The 12,431-nt window shown below is 69.0% G+C and carries 6 protein-coding genes and 1 pseudogene; 3 read left to right on the forward strand and 4 right to left on the reverse strand.

Annotation, left to right across the window (positions count from 1 at the left end):
* Nucleotides 1-26 precede the first annotated feature (26 nt).
* Both BHU15_RS32015 and BHU15_RS38755 read left to right on the forward strand, forming a co-directional pair.
* Nucleotides 27-887 (forward strand): ABC transporter permease, encoded by an 861-nt coding sequence (locus BHU15_RS32015; protein ID WP_069630339.1) that lies wholly within the window; start codon nucleotides 27-29, stop codon nucleotides 885-887.
* A pseudogene (locus tag BHU15_RS38755) lies at nucleotides 880-1,647 on the forward strand (ABC transporter ATP-binding protein); the annotation flags it as partial. The gene BHU15_RS32015 and the pseudogene BHU15_RS38755, both read left to right, overlap by 8 nt.
* A gap of 8 nt (nucleotides 1,648-1,655) precedes the next feature.
* On the opposite strand, the gene BHU15_RS32020 reads toward BHU15_RS38755, so the two are convergent.
* The 3 genes from BHU15_RS32020 to BHU15_RS32030 form a co-directional block, all read right to left on the reverse strand.
* Nucleotides 1,656-6,737 (reverse strand): NAD-glutamate dehydrogenase, encoded by a 5,082-nt coding sequence (locus BHU15_RS32020; RefSeq protein WP_069630334.1) that lies wholly within the window; start codon nucleotides 6,735-6,737, stop codon nucleotides 1,656-1,658.
* 388 nt (nucleotides 6,738-7,125) lie between these two features.
* Nucleotides 7,126-7,797 (reverse strand): HAD family hydrolase, encoded by a 672-nt coding sequence (locus tag BHU15_RS32025; RefSeq protein WP_069630335.1) that lies wholly within the window; start codon nucleotides 7,795-7,797, stop codon nucleotides 7,126-7,128.
* 44 nt (nucleotides 7,798-7,841) lie between these two features.
* Nucleotides 7,842-8,348, reverse strand: a complete 507-nt coding sequence (locus BHU15_RS32030; protein WP_069630336.1) for a DUF6912 family protein — start codon at nucleotides 8,346-8,348, stop codon at nucleotides 7,842-7,844.
* Nucleotides 8,349-8,642: 294 nt separating this feature from the next.
* Between BHU15_RS32030 and BHU15_RS32035 the strand changes: the two genes are divergently transcribed.
* Entirely contained in the window at nucleotides 8,643-9,098 is a 456-nt protein-coding gene (locus tag BHU15_RS32035; RefSeq protein ID WP_069630337.1) for an Rv3235 family protein, read from the forward strand.
* A 244-nt stretch (nucleotides 9,099-9,342) separates the two neighbouring features.
* On the opposite strand, the gene secA is transcribed toward BHU15_RS32035, so the two are convergent.
* Entirely contained in the window at nucleotides 9,343-12,186 is a 2,844-nt protein-coding gene (gene secA / locus BHU15_RS32040; protein ID WP_069630338.1) for a preprotein translocase subunit SecA, read from the reverse strand.
* Between the last annotated feature and the right edge of the window lie 245 nt (nucleotides 12,187-12,431).

Consider the following 12,431-nt stretch of genomic DNA (forward strand, 5'->3'; position numbering starts at 1 on the left):
CGCCGGCTCCGCCCCTCCCGCAGGACCTGCGCGCGTTCGCCGCCCGGCACGGCCTGACCGAGAGCGGCGCCCGGCCCTCGCTCCCCGCGTATCTGCGCGGGCTGCACTCCCGCCGCCACTTCGTGACGGCCTTCGCCACCGCCCGGCTCACCTCGCAGTACAGCCAGGCGAAGCTCGGCCAGCTCTGGCAGATCATGACGCCGCTGCTCAACGCGACCGTCTACTACTTCATCTTCGGCGTCCTGCTGAACACCAAGGACGGGGTGCCGGACTTCGTCCCGTTCCTGGTCACCGGCGTCTTCATCTGGTCGTTCACCGCCGGCACCATCACCGCCGGGACCCGTGCCGTCTCGGGCAACATCGGCCTCGTACGCGCCCTGCACTTCCCACGCGCCTCGCTGCCGCTCGCGCTCGCCCTCCAGCAGGTGCAGCAACTGCTGTTCTCGCTGGGCGCCCTGGCCATGATCCTGCTCGTCTTCGACCAGTACCCGAGCCCCGCCTGGCTGCTGGCCGTACCCGCCCTCGCGCTCCAGACCCTGTTCAACACCGGGCTCGCGATGATCTTCGCGAGACTGACGGCGGCGACGCCCGACATCGCGCAGCTGATGCCGTTCCTGCTCCGCACCTGGATGTACGCGTCCGGTGTGATGTGGAGCCTGGACACGGTGTTCAAGAACGAGAAGGTGCCGGAGCTGGTCCGGCTCGCGCTCGAATGCAATCCGGCGGCCGTCTACATCGACCTGATGCGCTTCGCGCTCATCGACAGCTTCACCGCCGGTCAACTCCCGCCCCATGTCTGGCTGGTCGCCACCGGCTGGGCGGTGCTCGTCGGGGTCGGCGGATTTCTGTTCTTCTGGCAGTCTGAGGAGAAGTACGGCCGTGGCTGAGACCGAGCGAGTTCCGACCGTCGTCGTCGACGGCGTCCACATCACCTACACGGTGCACGGCACCAAGGGCGGCAAAGGCAGCGCCACCTCGGCGCTCAGCCGGATCGTCTCGCGCCGGAGGAGCCCCGGAGCGCGCGAGGTGCACGCCGTACGCGGGGTGAGCTTCGTCGCGTACAAAGGTGAGGCCATCGGTCTCATCGGCTCCAACGGCTCCGGCAAGTCGACCCTGCTCAAGGCGGTCGCCGGGCTGCTGCCGCCGAGCGAGGGCAAGGTCTTCACCCGTGGCCAGCCCTCGCTTCTCGGCGTCAACGCGGCGCTGATGAGCGATCTGACCGGCGAGCGCAACGTGATACTCGGCGGGCTCGCGATGGGCATGACGCGCGCGCAGGTCAAGAGCCGTTACGCGGACATCGTGGAGTTCTCCGGGATCAACGAGAAGGGCGACTTCATCACTCTGCCGATGCGCACGTACTCCTCCGGCATGGGCGCCCGGCTCCGCTTCTCGATCGCGGCGGCCAAGACCCATGACGTGCTGCTGATCGACGAGGCGCTGTCCACGGGGGACGCCCGGTTCCAGAAGCGCAGCAAGGAGCGCATCGCCGAGCTGCGCAAGGAGGCGGGCACGGTCTTCCTTGTCAGCCACAGCAACAAGACGATCACCGAGACGTGCGACCGGGCGATCTGGCTGGAGTCGGGAACGCTGCGGATGGACGGCCCGGCGCCTTCAGCCTGTCCGGCGATTGAGGACACCCCCCGCCGGGGAGCCGGCTACGCGTGCGTACGCAGCAGCGTCCGCATCGTCCGCATCGCGACCGACAGATTCGCCAGGTCGAAGGAGTCCGAGCTCTGGATCTCCTCCAGCGTGGTGCGTGAACGCCCCAGAATCGCGGCGTTCTTCTGCTCCCACGCCTTGAACCGCTCCTCCGGCGTCGACGTCCCGTTCCCGACGGACAGCACATCCGACGTCAGGGCGGCGTGCGCCGCGTACAGGTCCTCGCGGATCGACGCGCGGGCCATCGACTGCCAGCGGTCGGCCCTCGGCAGCTCGATGATCCGGTCCATCAGCTGCGTGATCCGCAGCCGGTCCCCGAGGTCGTAGTACACCTCGGCGACGGCCAGCGGCTCCTTGCCCGTACGGTCGGCGATCTGCACGATGTCGAGCGCCGGGAACGCCGCGGAGAATCCGGCGACCCGCAGCGCCAGCACATCGGGCACACCCACCCCGGTGAGCTCCTCCACGATGTTCTGGTACCACTCCAGATCCGCGCCGCGCAGCAGTTGGGGCAGTTGCTGCCACACCTGCTCCACACCGTCGGCGAAGAAGTCGACCGTCCCGGCGATCTCCACCGGCTGCGGCCGGTTGCCGAGCAGCCAGCGCGTGCCGCGCTCGACCAGTCGCCGCGAGTGGAGCCTGATCCGGGTCTGGACGTCGGCGCCGACGGTGTTGTCCAGTGCCTCGACCGCGTCCCAGACCTCGCCGAGCCCGAAGATCTCCCGGGCCGCTGTCTGCGCCCGTACGATCTCCTCGATCGACGCCCCGGTCTCCTCGCGCAGCCGGTGCAGGAAGGTCGAACCTCCCGCGTTCACGGTGTCGTTGACCAGCACCGTCGTGATGATCTCGCGGCGCAGCGCGTGCCCGTCGATCTGCTCGCCGAACTTCTCGCGGAGCTGCGCGGGGAAGTACGCGTACAGCAGCTTGCGCAGATACGGGTCGTCGGGCAGCCCGGTGGAGATCAGCTCCTCGGCGACGGTGATCTTCGTGTACGCGAGGAGGACGGCGAGTTCGGGCTGGGAGAGCCCCTTGCCCGAGTTGAGCAGCTCCCGGATCTGGCGGTCGGTCGGCAGGAATTCCAGCGCCCTGTCGAGGCTGCCGTCGCGCTCCAGGCGGCGCATGAACCGCTGGTGGGCGTGGAGCAGGGACGGGGCCTGGACGACGGCGTTGGCCAGTGCCACGTTCTGCGCGTAGTTGTTGCGCAGGACCAGTGTGCCGATCTCGTCGGTCATGGCCGCGAGCAGCTTGTTGCGCTGCTTGACGGTCATGTCCCCTTCCGTCACGAGGCCGTTGAGCAGGATCTTGATGTTCACCTCGTGGTCCGAGGTGTCCACACCGGCGCTGTTGTCGATGGCGTCGGTGTTGATCTTGCCGCCCTGGCCGTCGGCCCCGCGCCGCGCGAACTCGATACGGCCGAGCTGCGTCGCGCCGAGGTTGCCGCCCTCGCCGACGACCTTGGCCCGCAGGTCCTCGCCGTTGATACGGATGGCGTCGTTGGCCTTGTCGCCGACGTCCGCGTTCGACTCCGTGGACGACTTGATGTACGTACCGATGCCGCCGTTCCACATCAGGTCGACCGGGGCCTTGAGGATCGCGCGCATCAGATCGGCCGGCGTCAGCTTGGACACGCCCGCCTCGATCCCCAGCGCCTGGCGCACATGCGCGTTGACCGGGATCGACTTCGCGCTGCGGGGGTGGATCCCGCCGCCCTGTGACAGCAGCGACTTGTCGTAGTCGGCCCAGGAGCTGCGCGGCAGGTCGAACAGACGGCGGCGCTCGGCGAACGAGGTGGCCGCGTCCGGGTCCGGGTCGATGAAGATGTGCCGGTGGTCGAAGGCGGCGACCAGCCGGATGTGCTCCGAGAGCAGCATGCCGTTGCCGAACACGTCGCCGGACATGTCGCCGACTCCGGCGACGGTGAAGTCCTCGGTCTGGGTGTCGTGGCCCAGCTCGCGGAAGTGCCGCTTGACGGACTCCCAGGCGCCGCGCGCCGTGATGCCCATGCCCTTGTGGTCGTAGCCGGCGGAGCCGCCGGAGGCGAAGGCGTCGCCGAGCCAGAAGTCGTAGGCGATCGCGACCTCGTTGGCGATGTCGGAGAAGCTGGCGGTGCCCTTGTCGGCGGCGACGACCAGATACGTGTCGTCCTCGTCGTGCCGCACCACGTCGGCGGGGTGCACAACCTCGCCGGCCACCATGTTGTCGGTGATGTCGAGCAGCGCCGAGATGAACGTCTTGTAGGAGGCGATGCCCTCGGCGAGCCAGGCGTCCCGGTCCACGGCCGGGTCGGGGAGGTGCTTGGCGACGAAGCCGCCCTTGGCACCGACCGGCACGATCACCGTGTTCTTGACCATCTGCGCCTTGACCAGGCCGAGGATCTCCGTACGGAAGTCCTCGCGCCGGTCGGACCAGCGCAGACCGCCTCGGGCGACCTTGCCGAAGCGCAGGTGCACGCCCTCGACGCGCGGCGAGTAGACCCAGATCTCGTACGCCGGGCGCGGCGCGGGCAGGTCGGGGATGGCCTGCGGGTCGAACTTCATCGACACGTAGCTGTGGTGCTTCTCCACCGCGCTCTGCCGGCCGGTGCCGATCTTCCCGTCCGGCCCCTTGCCCGCGCTCTGGCCCCTCTTGAGGCTTCCCTCGCCGGCGCTCTGGAAGAAGTTCGTCCGGAGCGTGGCCTTGATGACGGTGAGGAACGAGCGCAGGATGCGGTCCTCGTCGAGGCTGGCGACCTGGTCGAGCGCTCCGGTCAGCTCTTCGAGGAGCCCTTCGATCAGCTCCGTACCGGCGCGCTGGCGGTTGGGCGCCATCCGCGCCTCGAAGAGGGAGATCAGCAGGCGGGTGGTGTGGACGTTGTTACGGAGGGTGTCCTCCATGTAGTCCTGGCTGAAGGTCGCCCCGGCCTGGCGCAGATACTTCGCGTACGCGCGCAGCACCATCGCCTCGCGCCAGTTGAGCCCGGCGCGCAGGACGAGGGAGTTGAAGCCGTCGTTCTCCGCCTCGCCGGTCCAGACGGCGGCGAAGGCGTCCTGGAAGCGCTCGCGGGCGTCCTCGGCGAGATGGTCGTCCTTGGTCTGGGCGTTCTCACCGCGCGGCATGCGCAGCCCGAAGTCGTAGATCCAGGCCTGCGCGCGGTCCGCGCAGCGCAGCTCGTAGGGCCGCTCGTCCACGACCTCGACGCCGAGCTGCTGGAGCACCGGCAGGACGGCGGACAGGGAGACCTGCTCGCCCGTGCGGTAGATCTTGAAGCGGCGCTCGCCGGGGCCGGCGCCGACCGGCTCGTAGAGGGAGAGGGCGAAGTCCTTCTCCTCGCGGCTCAGTTCCTCGACGCGTACGAGGTCGGCGACGGCCGCGCGGGGCGAGTGGTCGGCCTTGTAGCCCTCGGGGAAGGCGTTGCCGTAGCGGCGCAGCAGTTCGGCGGCGCGCTCCTCGCCCAGCTCGGCGTTGAGCGCCTCGCCGAAGCCGTCGGCCCAGGAGCGGGCGGCCTCGACGAGCCGCGCCTCGATACGGTCGACGTCCTGGTCGGTGAGCCCCGTCAGCTCGGTGCCCTGCGGGACGCGTACGACGAAGTGGAGCCGGGAGAGGATCGACTCGGTGTTCCAGGCGGTGAAGTCGACGCTGGTGCCGCCCAGTTCCTCCTTGAGGATGTCGATCAGCCGCAGCCGGACGCCGGTGGTGTAGCGGTCGCGCGGCAGGTAGATGAGGGCGGAGTAGTAGCGCCCGTACTCGTCCTGACGGAGGTAGAGGCGCAGCCGGCGCCGCTCCTGGAGGTACAGGACGCTGGTGACGATGGAGCGCAGCTCGTCGACGGGTGTCTGGAACAGCTCGTCGCGCGGATACGTCTCCAGGATCTGCAGCAGGTCGCGGCCGTCGTGGCTGTTCGGCGAGAAGCCCGCGCCCTGAAGGACCTCGGCGACCTTGCGGCGTACGACCGGCACCCGGCGTACGGACTCGGTGTACGCGGCCGAGGAGAACAGGCCCAGGAAGCGGCGCTCGCCGACGACGTTGCCCTTGTCGTCGAACTTCTTCACACCGACGTAGTCGAGATAGCTCGGGCGGTGCACGGTGGAGCGGCTGTTGGCCTTCGTAAGGATGAGCAGCTTGTGCTCGCGGGCCTTGGCGCGCGCGTCGGCGGGGAGCCGGTTGAACGACGGGCTGACCGGGTGCGCCTCGTCGTCGCTGTGGCGCGGGTCGGAGCGCAGGATGCCGAGGCCGGTGCCGGGGACGGCGGTCAGGGCGTCGTCGCGCGTCAGCTCGTACTCGCGGTAGCCCAGGAAGGTGAAGTGGTTGTCGGCGAGCCAGCGCAGCAGCTCGCGCGCCTCCTCGACCTCCTGGTCGCGCAGGTCGTCGGCGGTCGGCTCGCCGGGCAGCTCGTCGGCGATGCGCAGCGCGGACTCGCGCATCTTGTCCCAGTCCTCGACGGCCTCGCGGGCGTCGGACAGGACGCGCTGGAGGTCGGAGGTGATCTGCTTGAGGTCGGACCGGTCGGTCTCGCGGTCGATCTCGACGTGGATCCAGGACTCGATCAGGGTGTCGTGCGACAGCTCGGCGGCGTCGCCGCGGCTCTCGGGAAGGATCTCGATGAGCTTGCCGGTGATGTCGCGGCGCACCAGGATCTGCGGGTGGATGACGGCGTGGATGCCGCGGTTCTGCCGGGAGAGTTCGTTGGTGACCGAGTCGACCAGGAACGGCATGTCGTCGGTGACGACCTCCACGACCGTGTGGGTGCAGGTCCAGCCGTTCTCCTCGACGGTCGGCGTGTGCACGCGCACGCTGGCCGTGCCCTGCGGACGGTCCTCCGCCAGCCGGTAGTGGGAGAGCGCCGCGCCGTAGATGTCGACCGGGTCGCGGTCGGCCAGGTCGTCCGGGGCGGTGTGCAGGTAGTACTTCTGGAGGAAGGCGAGCAGCGTCTCGTTGTCCGGACGCTTCTCGTCGTACGTCTCGTCGTCGGTCGCCTTCGCGGCCGAGTTGTTCCGGGAGGTGCCCCCCAGACCCCCAGCCCCCCCGGCTGGGCTGTTCTCAGCGACCCGGGCCGCCCGTGCGAGCAGCTCGGCCTTGGCTTCGTCCAGCTTGGTCTGCATGTCCTCTGGCTCCTGTCGCGCGCCATTGCGTGACGTCGATGAAAGAAGCGACACAACGCCACGACGCGGGGTGTCCGGTCTGAGTCGACGCTATGCCGCGATGAGAGATCTCCGGGACGTTATTGGCCAAACTTGACGGCCACTCCGGATTGTGGGGATCAGCGAGGCCCGGGGCGCTGTGGCACTCCGGGCGCGGGCCGGGAGCTTCGCTGCTCCCACGGCATATCGCACTGATCACGGCCCCAGGCTATCTCGCCGCACCCCGGACCCGTCATGAACCGCATATGTACAAAAGAAGGGCGGGAAATTTGCCGGTCCGGCCAGTGACAAGTGACCGGTGACGGGGGCGCGGTGGAGGGCTGACGGGGGCAGGTGGGGCCCGGGGTCGTCAGCGCGCGATGCTCTGCGCGAGATCGACGGCGTCGGCGAGACTGTCCACGACGGGCACTCCCACCTCCTCCAGGCTCTTACGGCTGTGCGATCCCCCGGTGTAGAGCACCGCACGCGCCCCCACATGGGCGGCGGCCAGCGCGTCGTCGACCGCGTCACCGATCACCACCGTGTGCTCGGGAGTTATCCGGCCCTCGTCGGCGAGCGCGGCCAGATGGCGCTCCATGTGCACGGCCTTCGTACCGCCGGACGGTCCCGTCCGCCCGTCGACGCGCACGAAGTGCTGATGAATCCCGTAGCCCCGCACCACGGGCACCAGTTGGTCGTGCTCGTACATGCTGAGAATCGACTGGCTGCGGCCGGCCAGCGTCCACTGCGTCAGCAGCTCCTCGACACCCTCGGTCAGCGCGCACCCGGCGCGCCGCTCCACGTAGTGCCGGTGGAAGGTCTCGTCCATGACCAGCCACTCGGCGTCCGTGGGGAGGCGGCCCATCAGACGCTCGTAGAAGACCGGGATCGGCATGCAGTACAGATCCCGGTACCGCTCGGCGGTGATCGGCTCCAGGCCGATCTCCGCGAAGCTGGCGTTGGTCGCCCCGATGACCGCGGTGAAGTCGTCGAGCAGTGTGCCGTTCCAGTCCCAGACCAGATGTGTGTCGTGCTTCCCCATGCCGGAAACGTTACCGGCCGGGTCTGACAACGCGCCGCAGGAATTTACCCGACGATGCTCGGAATCTCCTGCACCCCGAACCAGAGCAGTTCGTGGTCCTCTGCGCCGTCCACCGTGAACTGCGCGTCGTCGTCGCCGTGGTCGGCGGCGCCCAGCGCCGCGGCGGCGGCGGACACGTCGTCCTCGGCGTCGTCCGCGTCGATGTGCACGGCGGCGGCCTTGGCCAGCGGGACGGCCGCGGCGATCCGCACCTCGCCGAGCCCGGCGGAGTCCACGCCCCGGTCGGGGTCGGCCGCGGCGTCCTTGTCCGGTACGTCGACGGCGACCACGACCCGGCGGCGCGCGGCGGACGGATCACCGGCGATCAGGCGCAGAGAGCCGGCGGCGGCGCGGTTGAGGGCCGCGTACTCCAACTCCTCGATGTCGTCGGAGACATACCACTCGCGCAGTCCGGGCGTCACCGCGTAGGCGGTCAGCGGCCCAGGACCCAACTCGCCCGTCTTGTGCGCCTCGGCGAGACCGGGAAGGGTCAGAGGGACGTAGACGCGCATGCGATGACCGCTTTCGTAGTCGGGAGAGCGGTTCCAGGATACGTGCGGCGGATTCGGCCGGTCCCTCGTCGGGGTGACACTGCGGAGCCGTTTCCCGTCCACTTGGATACACAGAGTGACGCCGGAACCCCTGGTCCGCCTCGCCCGGCCACTCGGACAGGTGACACCCGACACACATGGCGACCCCGAGTCCGGCTCTTGCGGGGGTCGCGGATCACCCGTAGAAGATCACCAACACAAGTTACTACCCGGTAACGCACGTGACGACCGGGCCGGCGGACGGGGGCGATCTGCGTGAGCGACACAGAGACCAGCAGGACACACACGACGACGTACGAGAGGACGGCGGCCACCACCCGCCCGCCGGCCAGGCGCGACCCACGCCGCCCGGCCCGGGTGATCTCCCAGCGCCGCCGGCCCTCGCTCCAGCCCCACGAGCGCTTCGCGGAGCAACTGCTCGCGGTCCTCAGCGGCCTGCGCCCGGTCCACTCGATGCTGGGCCGGACGATCGGCGAGGCATACGACCAACTCGTCCGCCTGGCCCCGACCACCCCACTGCGCGCCCGCAACACCACCCCGGTGATCCGCACCTGCCGGGGCTTCCACCCCTGCCCGGGGGTGGTCGAGGCGTGGGCGGTCATCGCGGCGGGAAACCAGGTCCGCGCGATGGCCTTCCGCCTGGAACAGTCCCCGGACCTCCGCTGGCGCTGCGCGGCGGTGGAGGTGACACCTCGCCGCCACCAGAACTGACCTCCTGTCGCGGGCGCCGGACGCCCTCCGGGGGCGTTCCGGCGCCTGGGGGCATCCAACCACCGGGAGGCCCCAGTCCAACCCGTCCGGCGCCCACTCAGCCCGTCCGGCGCTTGAGGACGAACGGGCCGCCGGACGGACCTGGCAACAACACCCCGGCCACAGCAGAACACGGCCGGGTTCGGACACCTTGTGTCCAAACCCGGCCGTCAACATCCGCTACGCGGAAGGAACGCGCGCCCGCTTACTTCTTGCGGCGCCGCCCCCCACCCTTCTGCGCCTTGCGCCGCTCCGCGCGAGTCGTGCCGGAGCCCGAACCCGAGCCCGCCTCCGTACGGTCCGCTCCGCCGGTGCTCTCGAAGTCGCCCTCGACGACGCCACCCTCACCGTCGACCGTCGGCGCGGAGAAGTGCAGCCGGTCCCGCCGCTGCGGAGCCTCCAGGCCCTTCGCCCGGATCTCCGGACGCGCGCCGCCCGCACGGGCACCCGCGTCCGCCTTCTCCAGCGACGTACGCTCGGCCTCCGCCGCGTCCTGCACCGGGACCTCCTCGACCTGCTGCTCGACCTGGACCTCCAGGTTGAACAGGTAGCCGACGGACTCCTCCTTGATGCCCTCCATCATGGCGGTGAACATGTCGAAGCCCTCGCGCTGGTACTCGACCAGCGGGTCCTTCTGCGCCATCGCGCGCAGGCCGATGCCCTCCTGGAGATAGTCCATCTCGTAGAGGTGCTCACGCCACTTGCGGTCCAGCACGGACAGCACCACGCGTCGCTCAAGCTCGCGCATGACGTCCGGGCCCAGCGACTTCTCGCGCTCGTTGTACTGCTCGTGCGCGTCTTCCTTGATGGACTCGGCGATGAACTCCGCCGTGATGCCCGCGCGGTCGCCCGTCGCCTCTTCGAGGTCCTCGACGGTGACCTTCACCGGGTAGAGCTGCTTGAACGCGCCCCACAGCCGGTCCAGGTCCCACTCCTCGGCGAAGCCCTCCGCCGTCTCCTGAGCGATGTAGTCGTCGATCGTGTCGCCCATGAAGTGCCGGATCTGCTCCTGGAGGTCCTCGCCCTCCAGGACCCGCCGGCGCTCGCCGTAGATGACCTGACGCTGCCGGTTGAGCACCTCGTCGTACTTCAGGACGTTCTTACGCGTCTCGAAGTTCTGCTGCTCCACCTGCGACTGCGCCGAGGCGATCGCCCGGGTGACCATCTTGTTCTCGATCGGGACGTCGTCGGGCACGTTCGCCATCGACATGACGCGCTCGACCATCTGCGCCTTGAACAGCCGCATCAGGTCGTCGCCCAGCGACAGGTAGAAGCGGGACTCGCCCGGGTCGCCCTGACGGCCGGAACGACCACGCAGCTGGTTGTCGATCCGGCGCGACTCGTGACGCTCCGTACCGAGGACGTAGAGCCCGCCGAGCTCGACGACCTCCTCGAACTCCGCCCGCACGGCCTCCTCGGCCTTCTCCATCGCCGCGGGCAGCGCCGCCGCCCACTCCTCGACGTGCTCCACCGGGTCGAGCCCGCGCTGACGCAGCTCCGCCTCGGCGAGGTCGTCGGGGTTGCCGCCGAGCTTGATGTCCGTACCACGGCCGGCCATGTTCGTCGCGACGGTCACCGCGCCCTTGCGCCCGGCCTGGGCGATGATCGGCGCCTCACGGTCGTGCTGCTTGGCGTTGAGCACCTCGTGCTGCACGCCCCGCTTCGAGAGCTGCTGCGACAGGTACTCGGACTTCTCCACGGAGGTCGTGCCGACCAGGATCGGCTGGCCCTTCTCGTGCTTCTCGGCGATGTCGTCGACGACCGCCGCGAACTTCGCGACCTCGGTGCGGTAGATCAGGTCGGGCTGGTTGACCCGGACCATCGGCCGGTTCGTCGGGATCGGCACGACGCCCAGCTTGTAGATCTGCTGGAACTCGGCGGCCTCGGTCATGGCCGTACCGGTCATGCCGGACAGCTTGTCGTAGAGGCGGAAGAAGTTCTGGAGGGTGATCGTGGCGAGCGTCTGGTTCTCGTCCTTGATGTCCACCCCTTCCTTCGCCTCGATCGCCTGGTGCATGCCCTCGTTGTAGCGGCGGCCCGCGAGGATACGGCCGGTGTGCTCATCGACGATCATGACCTCGCCGTCGATGACGACGTAGTCCTTGTCGTTCTTGAACAGTTCCTTGGCCTTGATGGCGTTGTTCAGATAACCGACGAGCGGGGTGTTCACCGACTCGTACAGGTTGTCGATGCCCAGCCAGTCCTCGACCTTCGCGACCCCGGACTCGTGGATCGCGACGGTGCGCTTCTTCTCGTCGACCTCGTAGTCGCCGGTCTCCTCGATGCCCTTGAGCTGGTTGCCCGCCTCGCCCTTGGTGAGCCGGGTGACCAACTTGGCGAAGTCGCCGTACCACTTCGTGGCCTGGTCGGCGGGACCGGAGATGATCAGCGGTGTACGGGCCTCGTCGACCAGGATCGAGTCGACCTCGTCGACGACCGCGAAGTTGTGACCGCGCTGGACCAGCTCGTCCTGCGACCACGCCATGTTGTCGCGGAGGTAGTCGAAGCCGAACTCGTTGTTCGTGCCGTACGTGATGTCGCAGTTGTACTGCTCGCGGCGCTGCGCGGGCGACATGTTGGCGAGGATGCAGCCGACGGACAGGCCCAGGAACTTGTGGACCCGGCCCATCATCTCGGAGTCGCGCTCAGCCAGGTAGTCGTTGACCGTGATCACGTGGACGCCGTCGCCGGACAGCGCGTTCAGGTAACAGGGCAGCGTGCCGACGAGAGTCTTGCCCTCACCGGTCTTCATCTCGGCGACATGGCCGAGGTGCAGCGCGGCGCCGCCCATCAGCTGGACGTCGTAGGGGCGCTGGCCGAGAACCCGCTTGGCCGCCTCACGGACGGTCGCGAAGGCCTCGGGGAGCAGGTCGTCAAGGGACTCACCGTCGGCGTACCGCTGCTTGTACTCCTCGGTGAGGGCCTGCAACTCGGCGTCGGAGAGGGCGGTGAAGTCCTCTTCGATGGAGTTGACCTGGTCCGCGATGCGGTGCAGTTTGCGCAGGATCTTGCCTTCGCCTGCACGCATGAGCTTGTTGAAGACGGACACTGAGGTTGGTCTCCTTGCCGGTCGGGCCTGGCACTGGGTCTGGTAACGGACACTGGCGCGGGCGCGGCGGGCCGACCCCACCGCAACGGCCATCGTAAGCGAGGACCCGGCCGCCTCGGGAGGTCCACGTGGCGCCGGCCTCCTGTCACCCGCAATGAGAACGCGCGGGGCGCGTGGAAGGTGCCGGTGAGGTACGAAAAGCGCTCGCGCCGGGGACCCCCCGGTCCCCACACTCCCCCCATGGA

Source organism: Streptomyces niveus, assembly GCF_001723055.1.
Classification (GTDB): Bacteria; Actinomycetota; Actinomycetes; order Streptomycetales; family Streptomycetaceae; genus Streptomyces; species Streptomyces niveus.